Origin of the sequence: Streptomyces sp. NPDC051064 (genome assembly GCF_044455985.1) — a bacterium.
In the GTDB taxonomy this organism is placed as follows: Bacteria; Actinomycetota; Actinomycetes; order Streptomycetales; family Streptomycetaceae; genus Streptomyces.
Window position 1 is genome coordinate 546,457 of the sequence record NZ_JBITFK010000002.1, and the last position, 24,776, is coordinate 571,232.

At 70.9% G+C, this 24,776-nt stretch carries 24 protein-coding genes; 13 read left to right on the top strand and 11 right to left on the bottom strand.

Translation table 11 applies throughout. The features are described 5' to 3' along the window. Positions 1-213 precede the first annotated feature (213 nt). The 5 genes from ACIBCU_RS09355 to ACIBCU_RS09375 all read left to right on the top strand — a co-directional run bounded on the left by ACIBCU_RS09355 (position 214) and on the right by ACIBCU_RS09375 (position 5,110). A complete protein-coding gene (locus tag ACIBCU_RS09355) occupies positions 214-1,707 on the top strand; it encodes a Hint domain-containing protein (protein ID WP_399230345.1) in 1,494 nt (497 codons plus the stop codon). Further along, complete coding sequence (locus ACIBCU_RS09360) at positions 1,697-2,218, top strand: hypothetical protein (RefSeq protein ID WP_399230347.1); 522 nt, start codon at positions 1,697-1,699, stop codon at positions 2,216-2,218. The genes ACIBCU_RS09355 and ACIBCU_RS09360 overlap by 11 nt, the downstream gene beginning before the upstream one ends. Positions 2,219-2,338: 120 nt before the next feature. Next, positions 2,339-2,728, top strand: a complete 390-nt coding sequence (locus tag ACIBCU_RS09365; RefSeq protein WP_399230349.1) for a hypothetical protein — start codon at positions 2,339-2,341, stop codon at positions 2,726-2,728. Between the two features lie 343 nt (positions 2,729-3,071). After that, positions 3,072-4,259, top strand: coding sequence for a hypothetical protein (locus ACIBCU_RS09370; RefSeq protein ID WP_399230350.1), 1,188 nt, complete (start codon positions 3,072-3,074; stop codon positions 4,257-4,259). Positions 4,260-4,342: 83 nt separating this feature from the next. Next, positions 4,343-5,110 carry a hypothetical protein gene (locus ACIBCU_RS09375; RefSeq protein ID WP_399230352.1) on the top strand — a complete coding sequence of 256 codons (768 nt, stop codon included), beginning with the start codon at positions 4,343-4,345 and terminating at the stop codon, positions 5,108-5,110. Here the strand turns inward: ACIBCU_RS09375 and ACIBCU_RS09380 are convergent. Next, positions 5,082-5,471 carry a DUF192 domain-containing protein gene (locus ACIBCU_RS09380; protein ID WP_362938076.1) on the bottom strand — a complete coding sequence of 130 codons (390 nt, stop codon included), beginning with the start codon at positions 5,469-5,471 and terminating at the stop codon, positions 5,082-5,084. The two genes, ACIBCU_RS09375 and ACIBCU_RS09380, sit on opposite strands and share 29 nt — an antisense overlap. 104 nt (positions 5,472-5,575) lie before the next feature. Between ACIBCU_RS09380 and ACIBCU_RS09385 the strand changes: the two genes are divergently transcribed. The 3 genes from ACIBCU_RS09385 (at position 5,576) to ACIBCU_RS09395 (ending at position 7,835) form a co-directional block, all read left to right on the top strand. Beyond that, the gene (locus tag ACIBCU_RS09385) at positions 5,576-6,367 is read left to right on the top strand and encodes a prepilin peptidase (RefSeq protein WP_399230354.1); all 792 of its coding nucleotides are present in this window, start codon (positions 5,576-5,578) and stop codon (positions 6,365-6,367) included. 90 nt (positions 6,368-6,457) lie between these two features. Next, entirely contained in the window at positions 6,458-7,276 is an 819-nt protein-coding gene (locus ACIBCU_RS09390; RefSeq protein ID WP_399230356.1) for a methyltransferase domain-containing protein, read from the top strand. A 103-nt stretch (positions 7,277-7,379) separates the two neighbouring features. Further along, complete coding sequence (locus ACIBCU_RS09395) at positions 7,380-7,835, top strand: hypothetical protein (protein ID WP_399230358.1); 456 nt, start codon at positions 7,380-7,382, stop codon at positions 7,833-7,835. Positions 7,836-7,847: 12 nt separating this feature from the next. Here the strand turns inward: ACIBCU_RS09395 and ACIBCU_RS09400 are convergent, their stop codons facing one another. Continuing rightward, the gene (locus ACIBCU_RS09400) at positions 7,848-9,026 is read right to left on the bottom strand and encodes a winged helix DNA-binding domain-containing protein (protein ID WP_399230360.1); all 1,179 of its coding nucleotides are present in this window, start codon (positions 9,024-9,026) and stop codon (positions 7,848-7,850) included. Between the two features lie 320 nt (positions 9,027-9,346). Next, positions 9,347-10,384 carry an L-glyceraldehyde 3-phosphate reductase gene (mgrA, locus tag ACIBCU_RS09405; protein ID WP_399230363.1) on the bottom strand — a complete coding sequence of 346 codons (1,038 nt, stop codon included), beginning with the start codon at positions 10,382-10,384 and terminating at the stop codon, positions 9,347-9,349. Between the two features lie 207 nt (positions 10,385-10,591). Here mgrA and ACIBCU_RS09410 point away from each other — a divergent pair, with 207 nt between their 5' ends. The 4 genes from ACIBCU_RS09410 (at position 10,592) to ACIBCU_RS09425 (ending at position 15,624) form a co-directional block, all read left to right on the top strand. Continuing rightward, entirely contained in the window at positions 10,592-11,353 is a 762-nt protein-coding gene (locus tag ACIBCU_RS09410; RefSeq protein WP_250288137.1) for an isoprenyl transferase, read from the top strand. Positions 11,354-11,685: 332 nt separating this feature from the next. Next, positions 11,686-13,008, top strand: a complete 1,323-nt coding sequence (locus ACIBCU_RS09415; protein ID WP_362938060.1) for a PhoH family protein — start codon at positions 11,686-11,688, stop codon at positions 13,006-13,008. Positions 13,009-13,397: 389 nt separating this feature from the next. Continuing rightward, positions 13,398-14,099 carry a lytic transglycosylase domain-containing protein gene (locus ACIBCU_RS09420; protein WP_362938057.1) on the top strand — a complete coding sequence of 234 codons (702 nt, stop codon included), beginning with the start codon at positions 13,398-13,400 and terminating at the stop codon, positions 14,097-14,099. A gap of 133 nt (positions 14,100-14,232) precedes the next feature. Further along, positions 14,233-15,624 (top strand): AI-2E family transporter, encoded by a 1,392-nt coding sequence (locus ACIBCU_RS09425; RefSeq protein ID WP_399230367.1) that lies wholly within the window; start codon positions 14,233-14,235, stop codon positions 15,622-15,624. A gap of 58 nt (positions 15,625-15,682) precedes the next feature. Here ACIBCU_RS09425 and ACIBCU_RS09430 read toward each other — a convergent pair whose 3' ends face one another. The 3 genes from ACIBCU_RS09430 to ACIBCU_RS09440 form a co-directional block, all read right to left on the bottom strand. Then, positions 15,683-16,216 (bottom strand): alkyl hydroperoxide reductase, encoded by a 534-nt coding sequence (locus ACIBCU_RS09430; protein ID WP_362938052.1) that lies wholly within the window; start codon positions 16,214-16,216, stop codon positions 15,683-15,685. Positions 16,217-16,228: 12 nt separating this feature from the next. Then, the gene (locus ACIBCU_RS09435) at positions 16,229-16,780 is read right to left on the bottom strand and encodes a peroxiredoxin (RefSeq protein ID WP_362938049.1); all 552 of its coding nucleotides are present in this window, start codon (positions 16,778-16,780) and stop codon (positions 16,229-16,231) included. A gap of 192 nt (positions 16,781-16,972) precedes the next feature. Then, a complete protein-coding gene (locus ACIBCU_RS09440) occupies positions 16,973-18,493 on the bottom strand; it encodes a recombinase family protein (protein WP_399230370.1) in 1,521 nt (506 codons plus the stop codon). A 216-nt stretch (positions 18,494-18,709) separates the two neighbouring features. Between ACIBCU_RS09440 and ACIBCU_RS09445 the strand changes: the two genes are divergently transcribed. Then, positions 18,710-19,669, top strand: coding sequence for a LysR substrate-binding domain-containing protein (locus ACIBCU_RS09445; RefSeq protein ID WP_362938043.1), 960 nt, complete (start codon positions 18,710-18,712; stop codon positions 19,667-19,669). A 31-nt stretch (positions 19,670-19,700) separates the two neighbouring features. On the opposite strand, the gene ACIBCU_RS09450 is transcribed toward ACIBCU_RS09445, so the two are convergent. The 5 genes from ACIBCU_RS09450 to ACIBCU_RS09470 form a co-directional block, all read right to left on the bottom strand. Continuing rightward, positions 19,701-22,037, bottom strand: a complete 2,337-nt coding sequence (locus ACIBCU_RS09450) for an ABC transporter permease (protein ID WP_399230372.1) — start codon at positions 22,035-22,037, stop codon at positions 19,701-19,703. Then, a complete protein-coding gene (locus ACIBCU_RS09455; RefSeq protein ID WP_362938037.1) occupies positions 22,034-22,720 on the bottom strand; it encodes an ABC transporter ATP-binding protein in 687 nt (228 codons plus the stop codon). The genes ACIBCU_RS09450 and ACIBCU_RS09455 overlap by 4 nt, the downstream gene beginning before the upstream one ends. Beyond that, positions 22,717-23,241, bottom strand: coding sequence for a PadR family transcriptional regulator (locus tag ACIBCU_RS09460; protein WP_362938034.1), 525 nt, complete (start codon positions 23,239-23,241; stop codon positions 22,717-22,719). Before ACIBCU_RS09460 ends, ACIBCU_RS09455 begins: the two co-directional genes overlap by 4 nt. A 163-nt stretch (positions 23,242-23,404) precedes the next feature. Next, the gene (locus ACIBCU_RS09465) at positions 23,405-23,674 is read right to left on the bottom strand and encodes a hypothetical protein (protein WP_399230375.1); all 270 of its coding nucleotides are present in this window, start codon (positions 23,672-23,674) and stop codon (positions 23,405-23,407) included. Further along, on the bottom strand, positions 23,671-24,642 hold the full coding sequence (locus ACIBCU_RS09470; RefSeq protein WP_362938028.1) for an SPFH domain-containing protein: 972 nt from the start codon (positions 24,640-24,642) through the stop codon (positions 23,671-23,673). The genes ACIBCU_RS09465 and ACIBCU_RS09470 overlap by 4 nt, the downstream gene beginning before the upstream one ends. Positions 24,643-24,776 lie beyond the last annotated feature (134 nt).

The following is a 24,776-nucleotide window of genomic DNA, read 5'->3' on the forward strand; positions in this document are numbered from 1 at the left end:
CCCTCTTCCGCGCTGTCCCCTGCCCCGCTGTGCACGGGCCGGGCCCGTACGGGTCGTACGGACGCTCGAAACCCAAGCACGACCCGCCGTGCCCGCTGCACCGGGTCCGGTACGCGAGACGGGAGGCACCCGGGCGCCTTTGGGTGCGGATGGCGCCGGTTTGGGTCCGCGGGCCCAAGACCGCCCGGCCGTCCGGTGGTTAGCGTCACAGGTATGACGGGTCCGGGGGAAGTGCGTCGTCGGTTGCGCCGCTGGGCGCGGGGGAAGACCCCGCGTACCGGGGTGCGTCTGCTGGGACTGCGGCGTTCGCGCCGGGGCCAGCGTGGGCAGGGTGCGATCGAGTACGTCGGCCTGGTCATGGTCGTCGCGGCGATCATCGGTGCGCTGGTGGCGACGGGGATCGGCGCCGAGCTGTCGGAGAAGATCAGCGCGCAGGTGTGCCGGGTCACCGGGGTCGGTGACTGCGGTGGTGGCGGGAACCCCGAGGCACAGGATTCCCCCGGGGACGGCGAGCCCGTGTCCGACGACGGCACGCCCACGTCACAGGCGCAGATCGACTACGACGCCGCGCTGAAGGAGCTCCAGGACGCGCAGAAGGCGGAGAAGACCAGCTCCGACAAGGCGCTGGAAGCGGCGAAGGAGCTGGCGAAGATCCTCGCCGAGGAGCTGGGGATCACCGACGCCCTGGACTGCATCACCAAGGGCGACATGGGCGCCTGCACCGAGACGCTGATCAACGTGCTGCTGAGCCTGATCGGGGGCGCGGTCGGGAAGCTCGCGGCGAAGTACGGGGCGCCGTGGAAGTGGAAGAAGGCCGCGAAGCTCATCCAGGCCCTCAAGAAGCACGGCGGGGACCTGTACGACGGGCTGAAGGGCCTGGTCAAGAACCGCAAGAAGGTCAAGGACGCGGAGAAGAAGGTCGCCGACGCGCAGAAGAAGCTCGACGCCGAGAAGAAGGACCCGCCCGGGAAGGACCCGAAGGAGGACGAGCCGAAACCCAAGGAGAGCTGCCCCACCCACAGCTTCCTGCCGGGTACGCCGGTGCTGCTGGCCGACGGCAGCGAGACCCCGATCGAATCGGTCAGGGTCGGGGACCTGGTGCGGGCGACCGATCCGCGGAGCGGGGTCAGCGGCGCCCGGAGGGTGACCGGCACGATCACCACCCATGACGACAGGCACTTCACCACGCTCCGGATCAGGACCGCCGACGGCAGCTCGTCCCTGATCACGGCGACCGACGCGCACCCCTTCTGGCTCACGGACGAGAAGCGATGGGCGGAAGCGGGTGACATCAGCGCCGGCGGCACGCTGCGGACCGACCAGGGGAGGGACGTCCCGGTCCTGTCCGTCACACGCTTCGTCAGGATGCGGACCACCCACGACCTGACGGTCGCCGGCCCGCACACGTACTACGTCGTCGCAGGTGACTCGCCGGTCCTCGTGCACAACGTGGACTACCCGGGTGTGGGCACCATCGTCAGCGAGAACGGGGTGACGATCCAGATCTACTCCAACGATCACGCGCCGGCCCATGCGCACGTGAAGGGGCCCGGGAAGTTCGAGACCCGCATCGGACAGAACGGCAAGCCCCTGAAGGGCGACCCGGAGCTGCCGCCCAAGCAGCGGGATATCGTCAACCGGAACATCACCAAGATCCGGAAGAACATCCAGGTATCGATGGAACGGCACAGGAACAATGGCTGCTGAGTCCGAGAACGGTCTGCCGGCACGTCTGTCCGCGCTGGACGCGGCGGTGAACGGCGGTACGACGCCTCCGGGCGAGGCCTCCTGGGAGGACGGCCACGCCCGGTGGGAGCTCTACCGCCGGGCCGCGGAGCAGCCCGCGGCCCACGCGCTCCTGCTGGACGCCGTGCGTGCGGAGACCGACGGGCCGCTCGCCTCGGCCGTCGTGGTTCTGATGCTGGAGAAGACGCCCGTCGCGGCCCACGGCAGCTGGACCGCCGCCCTGGACCCCGAAGTCCGGGACTTCGCCGAACGGCGCTCCGGGGAACTGGCGGTGCTCGAATCCCTGGACCGGAGCGTCCCCGTCCACGACGCCGAGGGTGTCGGGGCCTGGTCGGACTGGCTGCAGCTCCGGGTGGCGCAGAGCCGTGCGGAGAGCCGCCTGCCCCTCCTGGACCTGCTGGCCGAGCACGGCAGGACGAAGAGGATCCGCCGCACCGCGGCCGAGTCCGCGGCCGGCCTCCGCAAGGCCTGACGAAGCGCTGCGAGGTGCGGGACCACCGATGGCGGACTACACCTTCCTGACCGTGCACCGGCCCACACCGGCCGCCATGGCGATCGCTCTGGCCGAGGTGGTGGGGGTGACGCCGCCGAGGTGGACGTCGCCGACGAGTCCGACGGGCACCGCGACTGGACGGCCGCGGTGCTGTGCGACCGCATGAGCCTGACCGGTGACCTGGCGCTCTGCTGGGACGTCCGTGTGGCACCCCGCGTCGCGCCCGCGCCGCCCGCCGAGGCCGAAGCGGCCCTGCTGCTCGCGGCCCGGCTCGGTACGACCGTGCTCCACCCGGCCGAAGGGGTGCGTCCCTCGGCCTACTGGGCGGCCACCCCGGACGGCATCAGGACACGGGCCCGGGTCCTGGACGAGGACGACACGAGGGGGGACGGCCCGCCGTCCCTCACCGTGGACGCCGTCGAGGAGCCGGTCGGCCAGCTGCCCCGTGCCCGCGTGGAGCGCATCCTCGAAGCCGGCCAGGACGGCTGAGGACCCGAGGCCTCACGTCCGGATCACGCCCTTGCCCGATCCGAACGAAAGACCGAGTTGGGCCCCTGGGCCCAAGACGGCGGCCCGTCGAACCCCTAGCGTCTGCGCTGCAGGTGATCGACGCCCGTCCCGGCGCACCCCCACGGCGCCGGGCCGGGCCGCAATCAGAAGGTGACGGCGCGTGCCCACGGCTGAGCACCTTTGATCCGCACGGTCGCCCCGCTGGTCGGCCGGGGGCTCGGCACCCGGCAGGCCCCGCACGCGGAGGTCCTGCGGGCCGGAGGAGGGCCGCCGCCGGGCCCGGCTTGGGGACCCCCGGGGCGGCGGGCTCATAATCGGCCGCATGCCCGATCAGCAGACGCGCGCCCGCCCGGTCGCGCCCGGACCCCGCAGCACCCGGCACCGTGCCCTGGCCCTGCTCACCGCCGCCGCACCCGCTCTGGGCGCCTACGCGGCGGTCAGGGCCGTCGGGCTCCTCGTCCTGTGGGTGTCGGCGTCGGCCGCCGGGAAGGACGCCCTGCACCTGCTGGGCGGGCGCTGGGACTCCGTCTGGTACCAACGGATCGCCGAGGACGGTTACGGCTACACCGTCACTCTCCCCGACGGCGGCGTCCACCCCGACCTGGCCTTCTTCCCGCTCCTGCCGGCCCTGGAGCGGGCCCTCGCCGCGGTCACCCCGTTCACCGTGCAGGGTGCCGGGATCGCCGTCGCCTGGGTGGCGGGGCTCCTCGCCGCCTGGGGGATCTTCGCCGTCGGAGCACGGCTGTACGGGCGCCGGGCCGGAGTGGTGCTGGCCGCGCTCTGGGGCGCGTACCCGACGGCGTTCGTCCAGTCCATGGCGTACACCGAGACCCTGTTCACCGCGCTCGCCGCCTGGTCCCTGTACGCCGCGCTCAGAGGCCGCTGGATCGCGGCGGGCGCGCTGTGCGTGCTCGCCGGGCTGACCAGGCCCTCGGCCGCCGCGCTCATCGCGGCCCTCGCGATCAGCGCCGCCGTCGTCCTCGTACGGGAGTGGCGGGCCGGGGAGCGGCGGGGCCTGGCGCGCCGGAACGCGCACATGCTGCTGGGGGTCTGCCTGGCGCCGCTGGGGTGGCTGGCCCATGTGGTGTTCGTCGCCGTGCGGGAGGGCAGCCCGTTCGCGTACTTCGACGTCCAGGCGCAGTGGGGCAACAGCATCGACGGCGGCCGGGCGCTGGCCGCGTTCATCGCCGGACTGCCCCTGCCCGCCGCGCTCGGGCTCTGCGCCGCCCTGGGACTGCTCGGGTGGCTGGTGTTCCTGTGCGTACGGCAGCGGCAGCCGCTTCCCGTGCTGGTGTACGGCATCGCGACCGTCGTCATCTCGCTCATCGGCTCCGGCTACTTCGGCTCCCGGCCGCGCCTGATGATGCCCGCCTTCCCCCTGCTCCTGCCACCGGCCGTCGCGCTGGCAGGACTGCGTACGACGGCGCGCACGGGCACCGTAGTGGCGGCGCTCGCCGTCGGCTCCGCCGCGTACGGGGCGTGGACGCTGCTGGGGCCGGGACCGCCGTGAGTTGGGCCCACGGGCCCACGCGCCGGGGGCACCCCGGTTGTTAGCGTGCTGATCCGGTGTCCGGCGGCCAGGAGTGGTGAGCGATGAGGGTACGTACCACGGTCGTGGCGGCGAGCACGCTGGTCCTCTGCCTGGCAGCCGCCGGCTGCGGGCCGGACGACGGCGAGGACAGGAGCGCCGGCGGGAAGGCCACCGTCTCGCGGACACCGGCCTCCGGCTCCACCGCGACCGCCACGCCCGGAGCCGGTTCCGCCGCCACGCCCAGCAGTGACGGCAGGACCCTCACCGAGGCCGAGCTCGCGAAGGTGGCTCTCACCACGGGCGAGGTGAAGGGCTACGAGGTCGCGCCCCTGGAGGGCACCGACGAGCGTGGCACGGAGAAGGCCGGGACCGAGGCCTGCCGGCCGATCGCCGCGATCATCAACGGCTCGCCCGAACCCGCCCCGGCCGCCACCGTCTTCCGTACGGCGATGGACACCGCCGAGGAGGGGAAGGACGACCAGACCGTCGTCACCGAGATCCTCACCTCGCACCCGAAGGGCGGTGCGGAGGAGCTGCTGCGCTCGGTCCGCGAGGCCGTCGGGGCGTGCGCCGACGGGTTCCGCACGACGAGCGAGGACGGGCCGTCCACCTACACCGGGGTCAAGACGCTGCCCGCGACCGAGGCCGGCCAGGAATCCTTCGCCTACCAGGTGACGGGCAGCCTGGAGGGGGTCGAGGTCCCGCTCGTCTTCCACCTCGTACGGACCGGGTCGACGGTCGTCACCTTCTACGCGGCCAACTTCCTCACGACGACGGCACCGGAGATTCCGGCCGCACTCGTCACCGCGCAGGCGGCGAAGCTTCCGTGACGGGTACGGAGACCCGCACCCGCGCCCCCGGCCGCAGGCCCCACCGCTCCATCGCCCCGGCCTCCGCCTCCACCACATGGCGGGCGCGGAGCCTGGGCAGGCCGAGCCGGCCGGGCTTCATCGTGCGGACCGCCAGCACGCCGAACTTCCGGTCCAGGTAGGCCACATCGATGGTGAACCGCATCCGGAAGGTGTGCACGCCCCCGCACGGGGTGATCAGCAGCGCGCCGTCGACGCCGTCGACGCCGAGCAGCCCACGCGTCCGCGCACGGTACGAGGCGGCGACGCGCAGCGGCACCTCCCGCGCCCCGGGGTCCGTCCCGACCGTCAGAGTCCCGCTGCCGTCACGCCATTTCCCCATGGCATCCGACGGTAGCCGCAGCGACCGGCGCGTGGGTCCGGAACGGCCCGCAGTGGGCCCCCGGGCCCAAGACCCCGCCACGCGGCCGGATTAGGGTCGGATTCGTGGACGCCACTCTGATTGCGGTCGCCGCGCTCTGGGGAGCCGCCGCCGGGCTGCTGCTCCCGCGCGCCGCGTACCGATTCTCCGTCGAGCCCGAGGAGCCCTGGAGGGACGCCTGCCCCGCCGGGCACACGCTCACGGGGCCCGCCCGGGGATGGGTCGGCTCGACGAGATGCGCGGCGTGCGCCGTGGCCGTCCCCGCGCTCCCGGGAGGCGGCGCCCCGCGGACCCCTGTCCTGGCCGCGCGGGGCCGCTACGCCCCCGGCGTGCTCGCGCCCGTGGTCACCGTGCTCGCCTGCGTGGCGCTCGCCGCGGCCACCGGGACCCGCCCGGAGGCCGCAGTCTGGGTGCTGCTGGCGCCCGTCGCCGTACTCCTCGCCGTCATCGACCGCCGCGTCCACCGGCTCCCCGACACACTGACGCTGCCGTTGGCCGGTGCCGCCGCCGTGCTCCTGGGCGGTGCGGCCCTACTGCCCGAGCACGGCGGAACCTGGACCTCGGCCCTGCTCGGCGGAGTGGCGCTCGGCGGCTTCTACCACCTGCTCCACAGGATCAACCCGGACGGTATGGGCTTCGGTGACGTGAAGCTCGCTCTCGCGCTGGGCGTGGCGCTCGGCTGGTACGGCTGGGCGGTGCTCTGCGTCGGCGGCTTCGCCGGGTTCCTGTTCGGCGCGCTGTACGGGGCGGGGCTGATGCTGGTGCGACGCGCCGGGCGCAAGACAGGCATCCCGTTCGGCCCGTTCATGATCGCCGGGGCGCTGACCGGCCTGCTGTTCGGGGGACTCGCTGCCTAGCGCCGGCCCGTCCGTACGAGCTTCACCCCCTGCACGGACGTACGGAATATCGGGTCGCGCCTGGTCGTGGCGGGCTGACACCCTTCCCGTATGACCGGATCATCCGCACCCTTCGTCGCTTCCGCCTCCGACGAGCGCTTCGACACTCTCGTCGCGGAGGCCGATGCCGTCTCGGTCGACGGCTGGGACTTCTCATGGCTCGACGGGCGGGCCACGGAGCAGCGTCCCTCCTGGGGGTACGCGCGCGCCCTGGCGGACCGGCTGGCGCGGGCCCGGGCCGCGCTCGACATCCAGACCGGGGGAGGGGAGGTCCTCGCCTCCGCGCCCGTGCTGGCACCGCTCACCGTGGCCACCGAGTCCTGGCCGCCGAACGTCGCCCGCGCCACGGCCCTGCTCCATCCGCGCGGCGCCGCGGTTGTCGCGGACTCCGACGAGCCGCCGCTGCCCTTCGCCGACCGGGCCTTCGACCTCGTCGTCAGCCGGCATCCGGTGAAGACCTGGTGGGACGAGATCGCCCGGGTCCTGGCACCCGGAGGCACGTACTTCTCCCAGCAGGTCGGCCAGGAGAGCGTGTTCGAGCTCGTCGAGCACTTCCTCGGCCCGCTCTCGCCCGAGCAGCGCGGCGCCCGGGACCCGCGGCGCGCGCGGGATGACGCGGAGGCCGCCGGGCTGGAGGTGACGGATCTGCGCTCCGAGCGGCTGCGTGTCGAATTCCTCGACATCGGCGCCGTCGTCTACTTCCTGCGCAAGGTCATCTGGATGGTTCCGGGGTTCACCGTCGGCGCCTATCTGCCGCAACTGCGCTCCCTCCACCGGCAGATCGAGGAGGAAGGGCCGTTCGTCGCGCACAGCGCCCGTTTCCTGATCGAGGCCCGGAAGCCGGAGGACTCCCCAACGGCCCTACGCTGAAAGCGGCTTCACAGGCCGCCGATGCAACGGCATCACCTGCCCCTCCGTCCTACCCATGAGTAGTGCGACCCTGGTGGTTGAACGCACAACGAAGGAGCGGGTCATGTCGGTGGGAAGGGAAATGCCGGGCGGAGAGATCAGCCTGCCGGCCGGCCGGCCGCGCCACGGTAAGGCCGACTGGCTCACGGGCGCGCGGATCATCGCCGTCCACGGCCTGTTCTACCGGCCCGAGGGCCGCGCGGGGGAGCCCGAAGCCGTCGAATTCGTCCTGGAGGGCGGGCAGTCGGTCCTGCTGACCTGCGCCTCCGACCACACGCTGAGCATCACCTCCGGGTCCTGGCCCGGCCTCCCCGACTGGTGTGTGCCCGCGGGTCAGTGGCAGTTCGAACAGCTGAGCCGGCTGCCTCCCCCTCCGTACGGGGGGGCCTGGACGGTCGTCGGCACGCAGGAGCGGCGCGACGAGTACGGAGAGGTACGCGAGGCCGTACTCCGGTGCGAGAACGGCGACTTCGTGATCGTCGGCGGCGACACCGTGGCGATCCGCTTCGTAGCCGGCTGAGCCCGGCAGGCCCTACGCGTGGCCGCCCACGGTCACCTTTCCCACCGTCAGCTCCGGGCTCCCCTCCAGGACCTCGCCCAGCCGTTCCACCTGCTCCTCCAGTTCCCGCGTCCGCCCGGCGTCCAGCGGGCTCAAGGGCTCCACGGTGACCGCGATCCGCTTCCCCGAGCGGCGCTGGTGCCATACCCCGGCGACCGTGCCGTCCACCAGCAGCACCGGGAAGTTGCCCGCCTGGCCGCCGGCCAGCGCGCGTTCGTACGCCGCGCCGGGGAAGAGCCGCTCACGGGGCCGGGAGGCGATGGCGAACGCGTCGAAGTAGGGCAGCAGCCGCACACCGCGCGGCGCCGCCGAAGGGAACCTGGTGTCGCCCGCCGCCACCCAGGCCGCCCCGGAGCCCTCGAACGCCACCTCCTCGATCGCACCGGCCCCGGCCAGGTCCTCGAAGAGCCGCCCGGCCCAGCCGCGCGGCGCCGCGAGCCACTGGGCGAAGTGGACCGGCGTGGCGGGCCCGTAGGCCCGCAGATAGCGCCGCACGAGGGCGGCCGTCGCCTCCTGGGCGGGCATCGGGGCGGTCCCGGGGTTGGTGTACGTCGCCTTCCGGCCCCGGTTCGGCGCATAGGACAGGGCGCCCCGGTGGCCCGCCAGATGCAGCACCTGGCGCCAGCGCGGCCACATGCCCTGGAACGCGGGCATCACCAGGTCGCCCGCCCAGGGGCCGGTGCGGGCGACGACCTCGTCGGAGAGCTCGTCGATCGTGAGCTCGGCACCCGTCAGGGCGCCGGCCACCGCGGCCACGACCGCCTCGACCTGATCGGGAGTCATCCGGGCGTCCTTCGGGAAGGGGCTGCCGCCCGCCGGCACGGCCGACAGGGCCCCCGTCCACATCGGCAGCTCCTCGGCGGGCAGGAGGTGCACGGTGCCGCGCGGGCCGAACGTCTTGACCAGGCTCCGGTCGGCCCACAGCGCCGTACGCACATCTGTGCGCGTCGTCCCCGGGGCGCGGAGGCCGACCGAGTGTTCGGCGGCCGACAGCACCTGCGCGTGCGCCCCGAGCATGGCGGCGACGGCACCGGTGACGTCATCGGCGGGACGACCGGCCGGCGGCGGGCTCGCGGAGAGGAACTGCCGGTCCAGGCGCCGGGCATTCGCCTGGGACCAGCTCACGGTCGTCGTGCGGGCTCGTGTCGTCATGGGCCGAATGTAGGACCCCTGCAGGACAGGAACTGTCCTGTAGGGCGTGATCCGCGCCCCGGAGACCCCCTGGATCCGTGCCCGTAGCGCAGTCCGACGAATTCGGAGAGTGATTATTTGGTGGCGTGGCACGCAGCAGCACTTACGAAGGGTTATGGTGGAAACCCCCCCCTCGGGCCGGTCCGTAACCCCCCCCACGGACCGGCCCGTTTTTTGTGCCCGGACGGTGTGCCGGATGTGCGGCCCGTGTGCGGGGCCGGTGGCGGCTCCGGGCCGGGCCCCGGTCAGCTACCGGAATACGGCGGCGGGGAGCCCGCGTCTCAGCCCCGGTCGGCCCAGATGTTGGTGCTCGCGGTGTCCACCGCGAAGGTGTCGATCTCCTTCAGCTCGGCGGCGGTCAGCTCCGGGGCGGACAGCGCGGCCACGTTCTCCTCCAGCTGCTTCACGCTCGACGCGCCGATCAGGGCCGACGTCATACGGCTGTCGCGCAGGACCCAGTTCAGCGCCACCTGGGCGAGGGACTGCCCGCGACCGCGCGCGAGGTCGTTCAGCCCGTTCAGCCGCCGCACCATCTCCTCGTCGAGCAGCCCCGGGTCCAGGGACTTGCCCTGGCTCGCGCGCGAACCCTCGGGGATGCCGGTCAGGTACTTCCCGGTGAGAAGCCCCTGCGCGAGCGGTGCGAAGGAGATGCAGCCCATACCGGCCGTCTCCAGCGTGTCGAGCAGCCCGTCCGACTCGATCCAGCGGTTGACCATGGAGTACGAGGGCTGGTGGATCAGGGCGGGCACGCCCATCTCCTCGAGGATCCGCGCTGCCTCGGCGGTCTGGGCCGCGTTGTAGGAGGACACACCCACGTACAGGGCCTTGCCCTGGGCCACGGCGGAGGCGAGCGCCCCCATCGTCTCCTCCAGCGGCGTGTGCGGGTCGAAGCGGTGGGAGTAGAAGATGTCGACGTACTCCAGGCCCATCCGCTTCAGCGAGGCGTCGAGCGAGGACAGCAGGTACTTACGGGATCCCCACTCCCCGTACGGGCCCGGGTGCATCCGGTAGCCGGCCTTGGTGGAGATGACGAGCTCATCCCTGTACGGGGCGAAGTCCTGGCGGAAGAGCTTGCCGAAGTTCAGCTCGGCGGAGCCGGGCGGCGGGCCGTAGTTGTTGGCCAGGTCGAAGTGGGTCACACCGAGGTCGAAGGCGCGGCGCAGGATCGCCCGCTGGGATCCGAGGGCCCGGTCGTCGCCGAAGTTGTGCCAGAGGCCGAGCGAGACGGCCGGCAGCTTGAGCCCGCTGCGGCCGGTGCGGCGGTACTCCATGGAGTCGTAGCGCGACGCGTCGGCGAGGTAGGTAAGGGAATCAGTCACGTTTCACTCCTTATCACGGAGTTGTGACAGGCCGGGTTGGGCCCCTGTGCCCCCGCCGCAGTAATGTGGCGGCTTCGGGACATGCCGATCCGCGGCGCGAAAGCGCGGTGTGCGGACCGCACGGCGATCCCCCGGGGGGCGGCCCCGGACCCCCCGCGAGGGGGAGGACGGGCCTGGGGCCCGTACGGAACCGAGAGGGTGAACTCAGTGAACTTGCGCGACCTGGTGTACGGGCTCTACGCACGCCGGGTGGAAGGCCGCCTGGATCACGACCAGGTGCCCAAGCACATCGGAGTCATTCTCGACGGCAACCGGCGGTGGGCGAAGGCGTCCGGCGGCTCGGCCGTGCAGGGACACCAGGCCGGGGCGGACAAGATCTCGGAGCTGCTCGGATGGTGCAGCGAGACGGATGTCGAGGTCGTCACCCTCTGGCTGCTGTCCACGGACAATTTCGACCGGCCGGAGGCGGAGCTCATCCCGCTGCTCGGCATCATCGAGAACACCGTGCGCCAGCTGGCCTCCGACGGCCGGTGGCGCGTCCACCACGTCGGCACGCTCGACCTGCTGCCCGCCAGGACCCAGACCGTCCTCAAGGAGGCGGAGGAGGCCACGGCGGGCATCGACGGGATAATCGTGAACGTCGCCGTCGGCTACGGCGGGCGCCAGGAGATCGCGGACGCGGTCCGCTCCCTGCTCCTGGAGCACTCCTCCCGGGGCACGACCTTCGAGGAACTCGCCGAGGTCGTCTCCACGGACCTGATCTCCGAGCACCTCTACACCCGCGGACAGCCCGACCCGGACCTCGTGATCCGTACGAGCGGGGAGCAGCGGCTGTCGGGCTTCATGCTCTGGCAGAGCGCCCATTCGGAGTACTACTTCTGCGAGGTCTTCTGGCCGGCCTTCCGCAAGGTCGACTTCCTGCGCGCCCTGCGTGACTACGCGGCGCGGCACCGGCGCTACGGGGCCTGAGGGCGCCGCGCCCCGCCGGACGGCCGAGGGGCGGAACAGGCACCCCGGGGAGACCTTGTCGCAGGCAGGGGCATGGCTTCGCGTGTTCGAGGGAATAGAGCTCTCAGGTCGATGTCCGGTCGGTAACCAGGCGGACATCGCAGCCAAGTGAGCGGCAGGCCCGCTCGCCCGGGAGGCCCTTTGCACACGAAGGACCGCACACCGTGCGGCCGACGCGGAGGGCCGGTGTTCGGCCCGCGCACGGGGTCCGAACCCGGTCCGTCCTCTCCCTTCGGGAAGTTCCGCGACCTCCGTCGCACTCCCCGACCTCGTCCGAGGGGGTACGTCCTTCCGTGGTGACCAGCAGCAAGCGCCGCATGCCCGACAGGCGCACATACGTTCTCGACACCAGCGTCCTGCTGGCCGACCCCAAAGCCGTGACCCGGTTCGACGAGCACGAAGTCGTGCTGCCGATCGTCGTGGTCACGGAGCTGGAGGCCAAAAGGCACCACCCCGAGCTCGGATACTTCGCCAGGCAGGCCCTGCGCCTGCTGGACGACTTCCGCGTCCGGTACGGCCGGCTGGACGCCCCGATCCCGCTCGGGGATCTGGGCGGGTCGCTCCGTGTCGAACTCAACCATTCCGACCCCGGCGTCCTTCCGGCCGGCTACCGGTTGGGGGACAACGACTCACGGATCCTCGCGGTCGCACGCAATCTGCAGGCCGAGGGGTACGACGTCACGGTCGTCTCCAAGGACCTGCCGCTTCGGATCAAGGCGTCCTCGGTCGGTCTCCTCGCCGAGGAGTACCGCGCCGAACTCGCCGTCACCGACTCCGGCTGGACCGGGATGGCGGAGCTCACCCTCGCGGCGGAGCAGGTCGACCTGCTCTTCGGCGAGGAGAGCCTGTACATCCCCGAAGCGGCCGAATACCCCGTGCACACGGGGCTGGTCCTCCAGTCCGAGCGCGGCAAGGCGCTCGGCAGGGTCACGGCCGAGGGCAATGTCCGTCTCGTGCGCGGCGACCGGGAGGCCTTCGGGATCCACGGACGCAGCGCCGAGCAGCGCATCGCGCTCGATCTGCTCCTCGACCAGGACGTCGGCATCGTGTCCATGGGCGGCCGGGCGGGCACGGGCAAGTCGGCCCTGGCTCTCTGCGCGGGCCTGGAGGCCGTGCTGGAGCGCCGTCAGCACCAGAAGGTGATGGTCTTCCGGCCGTTGTACGCGGTCGGCGGGCAGGAGCTCGGCTATCTCCCCGGCAGCGAGGCCGAGAAGATGAGCCCCTGGGCGCAGGCCGTCTTCGACACGCTGTCGGCGGTCGCCGGGCGCGAGGTCATCGAAGAGGTGCTGGGGCGCGGGATGCTGGAGATCCTCCCGCTCACGCATATCCGGGGGCGTTCGCTCCACGACGCGTTCGTGATCGTGGACGAGGCGCAGTCACTCGAGCGGAACGTCCTGCTGACCGTGTTGTCCCGTATCGGGGCCAATTCGCGGGTGGTGCTCACGCACGACGTGGCGCAGCGGGACAACCTCAGGGTCGGCCGGTACGACGGAGTCGTCGCCGTGGTCGAGAAGCTGAAGGGGCATCCGCTCTTCGCGCACGTCACGCTCACCCGTTCCGAGCGCTCGCCGATCGCCGCGCTGGTGACCGAAATGCTGGAGGACGGACACATCTGACCCGTAACACCCCATAGATGCCGCCCGGCGAGCCAAGGAGCTTAGCCGGGCGGCATTGTGCTGCGCCGTCATTTCCGAAAAAGCGGTGCGCCAAACGGGGTGTGAGCTTTAACACGCAGCACAGAATTGCAACGCGCCGTGTCCTTCCGGCAGAGTCTTGCTTCCGTCAGGCCCCGCATACGGCACTTGGGCACCTCCAGAGGCGCCACGCACCACACAACTCAACACTTGCCGCCCGTATGCCGCCCGCGAGCACCACGCGGCGCTTCCGCAAGGGAGTCGCCCACCGGGCCCGTGCCTCCCGTGACCCAAGCAGTAGGGAGGCCAGTGTCAGGGGCACGATTGCGCCCGCGAGGTCACCTAAGCGGGCGATGCTGGAAGGACACCGTGTGAGCCGGATCTCGGTCCGGGGGTTCGCCGTGGCATCCGCCACCGCCGTAACCACCGTAGGCGCCGTCGTAGGCGTTGCGTCGGGCAGCACTCCCGCTGTCGACGACAACAACTTCGAGGCGGCCGCAGCCGACACCACGCTGCTCGCAGACATCCCCGCGGGCCAGCAGGCCCAGGTTCAGACCGCTTCGCTGACGCAGCAGGCCGACGCACAGGCCTCCGCGGCCGACGCGGCGGCCAAGAAGTCGGCCGAGGAGACGGCCCGCATCCAGGCCGCCAAGGACGCCAAGTCGAAGAAGCAGGCGGCCGAGGACAGGCTGGAGGCGGAGCGCGAGGCCAAGAAGGAGGCCGACCGCGCGAGCCGTTCCTCCGTGCGCGACGCCACTTCCTTCTCCGCGCAGAGCTCCTACAGCGTGGCCGAAGTGCAGGCGATGGCACGCCAGATGGTCCCCGCGGACCAGTTCCAGTGCTTCAGCAACATCGTGAACCACGAGTCGACCTGGAACTATCAGGCGAGCAACCCCTCCTCGGGCGCGTACGGGCTCGTGCAGGCGCTGCCCGGCTCCAAGATGTCGTCCGCCGGCGCCGACTGGCAGACCAACCCGGCCACCCAGATCAAGTGGGGCCTCAGCTACATGGACGGCCGCTACGGCAGCCCGTGCGGCGCCTGGTCCTTCTGGCAGGCCAACAACTGGTACTAGGAGCCCCGCAAGGTTCCGAGCTCAACCGCCAGACGCCCCGCACCGTCCTACGGTGCGGGGCTTCTCGCGTGTACGGTCGATCCGGACAGCTCCGGGGGGCGTGCGGGGAGCGGGCGGGGGAAAGGGAAATTCCATGTCGAAACTTCCGGGGTGGCTCGGCCGGGTGGGTGCCGAACTCACCGAGATCGGGGCGCGCCTGGAAGAACGCCGCGCCGAGGACGAGCGCCGCGCCGAGGCGGACGCCGTGAGCACCTCGTCGTCGACGCTCTCCACGGTCGTCGCCGAACAGGTGCCCGCCCCGCCCTCCTACGCCCCCTCCGTCGCCGCCAGGCCCGACCCGGTGGCCGCGATCCCCTGGGGGATGCGTGTGGCGGCCGAGGCGGGCTGGCGGCTGCTGGTCCTGGCCGGCACCCTCTGGGTGCTCATGCGGATCATCAGCGCCGTCCAGCTGGTCGTCCTCGCGTTCGTCGCCGCCCTGCTGGTGACCGCGATGCTCCAGCCCACGGTCGTACGGCTGAGGCGGCTCGGGCTGCCGCGCGGTCTGGCCACCGCGGTCACGGCGGTGCTCGGCTTCGTCATCATGGGGCTGGTCGGCTGGTTCGTCGTCTGGCAGGTGATGGACAATCTGGACGATCTGTCCGACCGGGTCCGTGACGGCATCGACGAGCTGAAGCGCTGGCTCCTGGACAGCCCGTTCCATGTCACCGAGTCGCAGATCAACGACATCGCGAAGAACCTCAGCGACACCATCGGCACCAACACGGAGGAGATCACCTCCGCCGGGCTCCAGGGCGTCACCGTGATGGTGGAGGTCCTCACCGGGCTGCTGCTGGCGATGTTCTCGACGCTCTTCCTGCTCTACGACGGGAAGCGCATCTGGCAGTGGGTGCTCAAGCTGGTGCCCTCCCAGGCACGGCCGGGCGTCGCCGGCGCCGGACCGCGCGCCTGGCGGACGCTGACCGCCTATGTGCGGGGCACGGTGATCGTCGCCCTGATCGACGCGATCTTCATCGGGCTCGGGATCTACTTCCTCGATGTGCCGATGGCGGTTCCGCTCGCCGTCTTCATCTTCCTCTTCGCCTTCATCCCCCTGGTCGGCGCCGTGGTCTCCGGCGCCCTCGCCGTGGTCGTCGCGCTCGTCACCCAGGGCGTGTTCACCGCGCTGATGGTGCTGATCGTGGTGCTCGCCGTGCAGCAGATCGAGGGCCACATCCTGCAGCCCTTCATCCTCGGCCGCGCCGTACGCGTCCACCCGCTGGCCGTCGTGCTGTCGGTCGCGGCGGGCGGCATGGTCGCGGGTATCGGCGGTGCGGTCGTCGCCGTACCCCTGGTCGCCGTGACCAACACGGTGGTCGGCTATCTGCGCTCGTACGGGCAGGACCCCGCGGTGCTCCACGGGCCAGGGCCACACGGCGCCACGGCGCTCTCCGCCCTCCCGCCGACGGAACCGCCGCCCGCCCGGCCCCCCGAGCGGGCCGGCGCCGCCGGCGAGCGGCCGGGCCCGGTGGACGAGCCGGAGGAGTGACAGAAGAAGGGCCCCAGGGACGGTCGGTCGTCCTCGGGGCCCTTCTCGTTCATGGGTACTACTCGGCGAGCACGGCCTCGGATTCGAGGGTCACGCCGACCGCCTGGATCACCGAAGCAATCTTGACGGCTTCCTGAATGGTCTCACGGTCGACGCCCGCCTTGCGCAGCACCTGCTCGTGGGAGTCCAGGCACTGGCCGCAGCCGTTGATCGCGGAGACGGCGAGCGACCACAGCTCGAAGTCGACCTTCTCCACGCCGGGCTTGCCGATGACGTTCATCCGCAGGCCCGCACGGAGGTTTCCGTACTCGGGGTCCGACAGCAGGTGCCGGGTGCGGTAGAAGACGTTGTTCATCGCCATGACGGCGGCGGCCGACTTCGCCGCGGTGTACGCCTCGGCGGAGAGGTTGGCCTTGGCCTCCGGCTCCAGCTCGCGCAGCACCTTCGGCGAGCGCGAGGCGATCGCGCAGGCCAGGACGGTGCCCCACAGCTGCTGCTGCGGGAGCTCGCTGTTGCCGATGACCGAGCCGAGGTTCAGCTTCAGGTCCTTGGCGAAGTCCGGTATGGCGGACTTCAGTTCATCGAGTGCCATGTCGGTATCAGCTCACTCGCCGGAGAGGAGGGCGACCGGGTCGAGGGTGTTCTCGCCCTTGGTCCAGTTGCAGGGGCACAGCTCGTCGGTCTGCAGGGCGTCGAGGACCCGCAGGACCTCCTTGGGGTTACGGCCCACGGAACCGGCGGTCACCATCGTGAACTGGATCTCGTTGTTCTGGTCGACGATGAAGACGGCGCGCTGCGCGAAGCCGTCCTCGCCCTCGATGCCGAGGTCACGCATGAGCTCGTGCTTCGAGTCGGCGAGCATCGGGAAGGGCAGGTCGGTCAGGTCCGGGTGGTCCTTGCGCCAGGCGTGGTGCACGAACTCGGAGTCACCGGAGAAGCCGAGGATCTGCGCGTCACGGTCGGCGAACTCGTCGTTCAGCTTGCCGAAGGCGGCGATCTCGGTGGGGCACACGAAGGTGAAGTCCTTCGGCCACGCGAAGATCACTTTCCAACCCTCATACGTCTTGTGGGTGATGGTCTCGAACTCCTCACCCTTCTCCAGGGAGACGCAAGCAGTCAGTTCGAACTCGGGGAACTTGTCACCAACGGTGAGCATGATTCGGGGCACTCCTGTGTTGCTTGGGGTTGGACCTGAGCACAGTCCCACATGCCCCATTGATCACGGAAATCGGACACGTCGAAGGGATTGATAGAAGTGGGCGATCAGTGGTAGACGTCGGCGATCCGTCCCAGCGGCTGAGACTCATGGGAGAGGTCGGCGCGACCGCAGACGGACGGGGGCTGCTACTCACTTCCCGCCCTCAATCCAGACGACCTCGATCAGCGAGGGGTCGAACCTACGACCACGTCCCGCGGGGTGGACCATTACGGCCCGGATCGACTCGCGGAGCCGGATTTTCCTCTGCGAGACCGAGTATCCCTTCCACTCCTCCGGAAGAGACGGGGAGATGTTCTGCCTGCGAACCTTCGCGGCGACCAGCTGCCGGCGCTGTCGGTTCAGCTCGTCCCGCTCGCCCTCGAGCTCCTCGATCAGGTCGAGTGCCGTGCTCATGCTGATGCGTTTCGCCCTGCGGCGTTCGCTGACCTCTGCGATCTCTTGGTCGATCCTGGCGAGCCGGACGTCGTGCTTCGTCTCGTTGATCTCCACTTGCCCGGCAACCGTCCCGAGGCTCCGGCGGACCTCCAGGAGGAAGGCTTCCTCGACCATGTGCTCCATCGGGGGGCCGACTCTGGTGACGCCGCCGCACCCGCCGAGCGTGGTGAGACAGGCGTACCGATAGCCGTACCGCTCGTGGGATGCGGTCCCCTTCGAATACTGGTTCGACATCAAGGGGAAGCTGCACTTTCCGCAACGAGCGATTCCGGAAAGGAGGTACTTGGCCGAGGTGGTGTGTGCTGCCCGACCCTCGACCCTGGCCCTCTTCCGCTCCTCGATGGTGGCTACGCACGCTTGCCACTCTTCGGGGGAGACGATGGCTTCCCAGTTACCCATGACGGGCTTGCCGTCCTTGCGTACGACGAAGTCGGGCATCCACGGCCTTTTGGCGTCACGCCGCTCGGCCTGAGGCAGGTAGGTCCTGTAGCCGCAGATGCGGGGGTTGATGAGGCGAGTCTCGACGGTGCTGTGCTGCAGGGTCTGTGTCCCGGGCTTCTTCTTGTTGCGCGTGGGCTCGTATCCGAGATCGATCCACTGCTTGCGGATTTCGCCGACCGTGAGGCCGCCAGGAATCGCGAGGACTGCTTTGCGAAGCTCTTCGGCCTCGGTGTCATGCAGCGTCCGGCGATCTTCGGCCCATCCGAAAGGCCGCGGACCTCCGTGTATGTGTCCGCGCTCGGCCAGGCCCTTGTTCTTTCGGGCGACGCGTCGCCGGGTGCTGTACACCTCCATGCCGCCCATGGTGGCCTGGATGGTGAGCATCGACCGGCCCTCTTGAGTGGACAGATCGGTACCACCCGCGACTGCCCGCCCCACGTACGTGGGATTGAGCTGGAAGAGCCGGTTGATCCGGGCCGCATCGTATTCCTGCCGGACCAGACGGTCGGAGTGGTAGAAGAGGATGCCCCGGACGGTGCCGTTCTCCAGGTCGACCAGCAGCGCTTCGAAGTCGTTGCGGACGATATGCGGGTCGCCGGCCGGGCGGTTGTTGTCGTTGTAACGGCGAGTGATGGTGACGCCCAGCTCGGCTGCCAACGCGTCCATGTCTTTGAACTGCTCGGCAACCTGTTCGCCGATCTCGCGCCAGTCGGCAGCGTTCGCCCTGAGCGCCTTGTCCTCCGATACGCGCGCATAGGCGCCCACAGGAATCACGTCATGTCCTCCCCGGAAGTTGACTCAAGGGGACGTTAAGGCTGGTAGGGCGTGACCAGCCCTTATATTGGGATATCACACTCGAAAGTGTTGTCCAGTGATACTGGTGTGCACGAAGACGATCTTCCGTCGGGGGTGAACTTACCCGCTCTGGCACTGAGTGCATTGATTGTAGATCTGGATACACTCGGTCCGTACGATCGGAGGTGCCTATCAGTGGCGTATGTAAATCAGGCTATTAGGGTCAAGCAGCCCAGCCTCTCGCAGCTGCGCGCCTTCGCGGCCGTGGCGGAGCATCTGCACTTCCGGGACGCGGCGGCAGCAATCGGGATGAGTCAGCCCGCGCTCTCCGGGGCGGTGTCCGCGCTGGAGGTGGCACTGGGTGTCCAGCTCATCGAGCGTACGACGCGCAAGGTGCTGCTCTCGCCCGAGGGAGAGCGCCTCGCGGTGCGGAGCCGGGCGGTGCTGGAGGCGCTCGGCGAGCTGATGGAGGAGGCCGAGGCGGTGCGCGCGCCCTTCACCGGGGTGCTCAGGCTCGGCGTGATCCCGACGGTCGCCCCGTATCTGCTGCCGGCCGTGCTCAGGCTGGTCCATGAGCGCTACCCGGACCTGGACCTCCAGGTCCATGAGGAGCAGACCTCCTCACTGCTGGAGGGGCTGGGGGCCGGCCGGCTGGACCTGCTGCTGCTCGCGGTGCCGCTCGGGGTGCCCGGCGTCACGGAACTGCCTCTGTTCGACGAGGACTTCGTGCTCGTCATGGAGAAGCAGCACCAGCTCGCCGGGCGTACCGGCCTGCCGCGCGGGACGCTGCGCGATCTGCCGCTGCTGCTGCTCGACGAGGGGCACTGCCTGCGCGACCAGGCGCTGGACATCTGCCGGGAGGCGGGGCGCACCCAGGGGGCGCCGGTGACGACAACCGCGGCCGGGCTCTCCACGCTGGTCCAGCTCGTCGCGGGCGGGCTCGGGGTGACGCTGCTTCCGCGTACGGCCGTGACGGTGGAGACCGGGCGTAACGAGGCGCTGGCCACCGGGTACTTCGAGGATCCCGCGCCCTCCCGGCGGGTGGCGCTGGCGGTGCGGACGGGCTCGGCGAGGCACGAGGAGTTCGAGGAGCTCGCGGCCGCTCTGCGCGGGGCGATGGGGGCGCTGCCGGTCCGGGTGCCCGAGGAGGGGTGAGCGCGCCTCCCGGCGCACTCACCCCCGCCCATCACTCCGTGCGCAGCCCGTCCGGGCGCATCAGTCGCCACAGCAAGGGCAGGGAGAGCACGGTCACGGCCACGATGAGGGCGCCGCCCGCGCCCGCCATCGGCAGGAACAGCCACCACTGGGTGACCGACTTGGCCAGCATCCACGTCAGCACGACACCCAGCCCCAGGCCGCCCGCCGTCGCGACCAGCAGGCCGACGACCACGGGGAGGGCGGTCTGCCAGAGCACCGACCAGCCGAGGGTGACCCGCCTGGTGCCGAAGGCGACCAGCACCGACAGCAGCCGCTTGCGTTCCCGGAGCTGTTCCAGCTGCGAGACCAGCATGGACACGGCGATCAGCATCAGAGTGGCCACCGCTCCCAGTCGCAACGCCGTCTGGACGCTGGCGTACTGGCGGTCGCGCGCCACGGAGGTCAGGGTGGTGACCCGCATCGCGGGGTCGATCCTGGCCGCCGTGTTCCGCACGTGCTCGGCGACGTCCTCCACGCTCCGGTCGACCCGGAGCTGGGCCGTGATCTGGGCGTTGGGCAGGGTGCCCGGGTCGATCGCGCCGGGTGTCGCCATGATGCCCCAGTGCTCCTTGCCGAGCGGGTCGAGCCCGGCCTTCACGGTCCGGGCCCCGGCCGGCAGGGTCCAGAGCATCGACTTCGCGCCCGGCTCCAAGCCGTGGGAGGAGTTGAGCTCGATCTCCTCGCCCTTGCGCGCCGTCTCGTCGATCCAGTCGGCCTGCTTCTTGTCGCCCTCCGGGTGAACGACGAAGACGTCCCCCTCCTTGCAGGAGCCGACCGCCGCCAGCTCCTTCAGGGTGGCGCAGTCGCCGACGGTCAGGATGGTGGTGGGCTGGATCTCGTCCTGCCTGTACGTCCCCGGCTTGGTCACGTACGTCTCGACCGTGCCGATGACGGCCTCGACCCCCTCGGTGGCCCGGAAGTCCTCGATGGTCCTGGCGGCGGCCTCCCCGCTGACGTCCTCGGAGTACGTGGTGAACTGCGCCCGTGACGGGTCCTGACCCGTCACCCGCTCGAAATCGTCCCCCACGGCGGCGAACAGCATCTGCAGGGCGACCGCGCCCGCCACCGCGACCGTGATGCCGCTGACCGCGCGGGAAGCGGCCCCGCTGGTCAGCTGGAGCCTGCGGACGGCGAGCTGCCAGGGCAGGGGGCCGCCGCGCAGCCGTTGCACGACCGCCTCGACCAGCCAGGGGAGCAGCAGCGCGAGCCCGACGAGGACCAGCACGGCGCCGGCCGCGATCGGGTACGGGTTGACGGGGGCGAACTCGTCCACCCGCCCGGTCAGTGCCAGCACGGCGATTCCCGCGGCCGGCACCAGCAGCCGCCACCAGAGGCGGCGCCGCCGGGCGGCGGCGTTGCGTACGACGCCGAGCGGTTCGATGACCACGGAGCGCAGGGCGGCGAGGGTGACGAGCACCGCGGCGAGGGGCACCGCCACCGCGATCAGCGCGGCCAGCCACCCGGCGGGGACCAGGTCGGACGGGAAGGCGCTGTGGCCCCACAGTTCCACCTCGCCCACGAACCTGCGGCCGGCCAGGAAGAACACCGCCCCCGCCAGCAGGCCGAGCAGCGAGCCGAACAGGGCCTCACCCGCCGCGATCCTGCGGGTCGCCCGGATGTCCGTACCGACCAGGCGCAGGGCGGCCAGCCGGCGGTCCCGGCGTTCGCCGCCGAACCGTACGGCGGTGGCGATGAAGATCGCCACGGGAACCAGGAGCACGACGCAGATGATGATGACCAGGACGACCAGGACGGGCGGCAGCTCGTTGCTCCAGTCCCTGTCCCCGTAACCGCCCACCCGGTGACCGCCGGTGGCCGGGGTCAGGGTGTCGCTGCCCGCGTAGTAGTACAGCTCTCCCGGGGAGAGCAGGCCCGCGTCACCGATCGTCGCGGAGATCCGGTACGGGAGGCGCTCCTTGAGGAGGCTGCCCTCCCGCGAGGCCAGCAGCTCCTTCAGGGCGGGTGAGGCGACCATCTCGCCCGGGGCGGGGAGGGACTCGACGCCGGGAGGGGTGACCGGGTGCGCGCCGTCCGGCCGCATCAGGAAACCGGTGACGACCTGTCCCCTGAACTCGGTATCCGCGCCGATCCGCAGCACGGTGGTGTCGGACTCCTCGACTTTCCCGTTCCAGGAGGCCGCACCTTCCGCCCGGGCGCGGTCGCGCCCGGAACGCTCGTCCAGCAGATGAGGGACCGACGAGGCGACCAGCAGCAGCGCCACACCGAGGCCGACCCCGACGGCGGTGAGCGCGGTCCGCGCCCAGCCCTCGCGTCCGCCCGCGGCGGCGAAGCGTATGCCGAGGCCGAGGTCACGCAGCCAGGTCATACGGCGTACTCCAGATCGCGGCACCGGCCGTCGCGCACGACGACGTCGCGGTCCGAGTACGCGGCGACCCGCGCCTCGTGCGTGACGAGTACGACGGCTGTGTTCGCCAGGCGCGCGGACTCGGTGAGCAGCTCCATCACCCGCTCGCCGTTGAGGGAGTCCAGTGCACCGGTGGGCTCGTCGGCGAAGATCACCTTGGGGGAGGCGACCAGGGCGCGGGCCACGGCGACGCGCTGGCCCTGACCGCCGGACACCTGGCCGGGGCGCTGCGCGGCGAGGTCTTCGACCTCCAGGCGCTCCAGCCATTCCCTGGCGGTGCGTTCGGCATCCTTGCGCTTGACGCCGTCGAGGCGGAGCGGCAGGGCGACGTTCTCCAGGCAGGTCAGCTCGGGGACGAGCTGGCCGAACTGGAAGACGAAGCCGAAGTCGCTGCGGCGCAGGGCGCTGCGCTCGGCGTCGGACATCGCGGACAGCTCACGGCCGCCGTAGCTGATGGTGCCCGAGTCGGGGGTGACGATCCCGGCGAGGCAGTGCAGCAGCGTCGACTTGCCGGAGCCGGAGGGGCCCATGACGGCGACGACCTCGCCGGGGTGGACGGAGAAGGAGGCGCCGTCGAGCGCGGGGGTCGAGCCGTAGACCTTGTGGAGGTCGTGAGCGGCGAGCAGAGAGCCGGCGGGGGTCACGGGGCGACCACCTCGGCGAGCTTGCCGAGCCGGGCGGCGGTCAGTTCCAGCCAGCGCAGATCGGCTTCGAGGTGGAACAGGGCGTGGTCGCAGATCAGCTGGTCGGCGAGGTCGCCCTGGCGCTTGCGGTCGGTGAGTATGCGCATCAGGCGCAGGTGCTCGGAGCGCTGGGCGTCCAGGATGTCGGCGGCCTCGCGGCCGGTGAGCAGCGCGAGGACGACCTTCGTGTAGAGGGTCGACTGGAGATACGGCTCGGGCTTCTCGGGCTGCGCGAGCCAGGAGCTGACGTCGGTGATGCCCGCGTCGGTGATGGCGTACCGCTTGCGCTCGGGCCCGCCGTCCGTCTCGACGCCGTCGACCTCGACGAGCCCGTTCTTGAGCAGGCGGGACATGGTCGCGTAGACCTGGCCGTAGTGCAGGGGACGATCGTGCCCGAACTTCTCGTCGAAGGCGCGCTTGAGGTCGTAGCCGTGGCGGGGGCCGGACTCGAGGAGCCCGAGGAGGGTGTGACCGATTGACATGCGACGCACTATACATGGCATGTATACCTGGCGTGCATACGGCTCCGGCGGCCCCCGGACCCTCGCGCCTCAAGCGCCGGAGGGGCTTGAGGCGCGAGGGTCCGTGTGGATGCAGGGGCGAAATCAAGCCCGTCCGGCGATTGAGCGCGAAGCCGGGCCGGGGTCACTCCGGTTGTTCGGGCCGTTCCGGGGGCGGGCTCTTCGGGGGGCGGCCCCGGCGGGGGATCGGTGCCGCGCCCCCCGGGAGTCGGCCCGCCTCCGCCAGCGCCCGCCGCAGCAGGAACTCGATCTGTGCGTTCGCGCTGCGGAGCTCGTCCGACGCCCAGCGGGCCAGCGCGTCGTGCACCGCCGGATCGAGCCGCAGCAGCATCTGCTTGCGGGCGGGGCCGCGCCGGTCCGCCCGGCCGGGGGGAGGAGCCGCGTCGTCGGTCACTGGTAGAGCGTGCCCGTGTTCAGGACCGGCTGCGCCGCACGGTCACCGCACAGCACCACCATCAGGTTGCTGACCATCGCCGCCTTCCGTTCGGAGTCGAGCTCGACGATGTCCTGCTCCGCGATCCGGGTCAGCGCCATCTCGACCATGCCCACCGCGCCCTCGACGATCTGCTGGCGTGCCGCGACGACCGCCCCCGCCTGCTGCCGCTGGAGCATCGCCGAGGCGATCTCGGGGGCGTACGCGAGGTGGCTGAAACGGGACTCGATGATGCGGACGCCCGCCGCCTGCACCCGTGCCGTGAGCTCGACCGCGAGCTTCTCGGTGATCTCCTCGGCGTTGCCCCGCAGGGAGAGCCCGCCCTCCTCGTGGGCGTCGTACGGGTACTCGATCGCGATGTGCCGGACCGCCGCCTCGGTCTGGGTGGCGACGAACTCCAGGAAGTCGTCGACCTCGAAGAGCGCCTGCGCGGTGTCCTCGACCTTCCAGACGACGATCGCCGCGAGTTCGATCGGGTTGCCGTAGGCGTCGTTGACCTTCAGGACCGCCGTCTCGTGGTTGCGGACCCGGGTGGAGATCTTGCGGCTGGACGTCAGCGGGTTGATCCAGCGCAGGCCGTCCGCGCGGATCGTGCCGACGTAACGGCCGAAGAGCTGGATGACCCGGGCCTCGCCCGGAGCGACCATCTTCACACCGCTCATGCAGAAGAAGGAGGCGACGGCCAGGAGCAGACCGAGGACGACGAGCGGGATGCCGACGCCGTTGTGGCCGTCGGAGCCGAGGACGCCGCCGATGATGGTCAGGGCCACGCCGAGGAACACCCCGAGGACGGTCAGGAGCAGGCCGAGACCGCCGGGGATGGAGTGGGCGGTCACCTCCCTGACCTGGGGCGCGGGCATCTCAGGAGCGTCGGGCGTCAGATCGGCGCCGGGGCCGGTGGTGCCGGGCAGGTCGTCTGGTGCGGACATGGGTCCCCCGTTTCGGGCGGCATAGCGCCGCGCTAGCAATGTGATTACACATTAACGCTCCTCGCAACCTTGTGCACCCCTCAGGAGTCGGTTCCTGCAGGAGTGGGTGCTGATTCTCACGTCCGGAAAAGACC

Excerpts from the sequence above, each read along its gene's own strand:
- ACIBCU_RS09355 (WP_399230345.1), top strand. The coding sequence starts at position 214 with ATGACGGGTCCGGGGGAAGTGCGTCGTCGGTTGCGCCGCTGGGCGCGG.
- ACIBCU_RS09360 (WP_399230347.1), top strand. The coding sequence starts at position 1,697 with ATGGCTGCTGAGTCCGAGAACGGTCTGCCGGCACGTCTGTCCGCGCTG.
- ACIBCU_RS09370 (WP_399230350.1), top strand. The coding sequence starts at position 3,072 with ATGCCCGATCAGCAGACGCGCGCCCGCCCGGTCGCGCCCGGACCCCGC.
- ACIBCU_RS09375 (WP_399230352.1), top strand. The coding sequence starts at position 4,343 with ATGAGGGTACGTACCACGGTCGTGGCGGCGAGCACGCTGGTCCTCTGC.
- ACIBCU_RS09380 (WP_362938076.1), bottom strand. The coding sequence starts at position 5,471 with ATGGGGAAATGGCGTGACGGCAGCGGGACTCTGACGGTCGGGACGGAC.
- ACIBCU_RS09390 (WP_399230356.1), top strand. The coding sequence starts at position 6,458 with ATGACCGGATCATCCGCACCCTTCGTCGCTTCCGCCTCCGACGAGCGC.
- ACIBCU_RS09395 (WP_399230358.1), top strand. The coding sequence starts at position 7,380 with ATGTCGGTGGGAAGGGAAATGCCGGGCGGAGAGATCAGCCTGCCGGCC.
- ACIBCU_RS09400 (WP_399230360.1), bottom strand. The coding sequence starts at position 9,026 with ATGACGACACGAGCCCGCACGACGACCGTGAGCTGGTCCCAGGCGAAT.
- ACIBCU_RS09425 (WP_399230367.1), top strand. The coding sequence starts at position 14,233 with ATGTCGAAACTTCCGGGGTGGCTCGGCCGGGTGGGTGCCGAACTCACC.
- ACIBCU_RS09430 (WP_362938052.1), bottom strand. The coding sequence starts at position 16,216 with ATGGCACTCGATGAACTGAAGTCCGCCATACCGGACTTCGCCAAGGAC.
- ACIBCU_RS09435 (WP_362938049.1), bottom strand. The coding sequence starts at position 16,780 with ATGCTCACCGTTGGTGACAAGTTCCCCGAGTTCGAACTGACTGCTTGC.
- ACIBCU_RS09450 (WP_399230372.1), bottom strand. The coding sequence starts at position 22,037 with ATGACCTGGCTGCGTGACCTCGGCCTCGGCATACGCTTCGCCGCCGCG.
- ACIBCU_RS09460 (WP_362938034.1), bottom strand. The coding sequence starts at position 23,241 with ATGTCAATCGGTCACACCCTCCTCGGGCTCCTCGAGTCCGGCCCCCGC.
- ACIBCU_RS09470 (WP_362938028.1), bottom strand. The coding sequence starts at position 24,642 with ATGTCCGCACCAGACGACCTGCCCGGCACCACCGGCCCCGGCGCCGAT.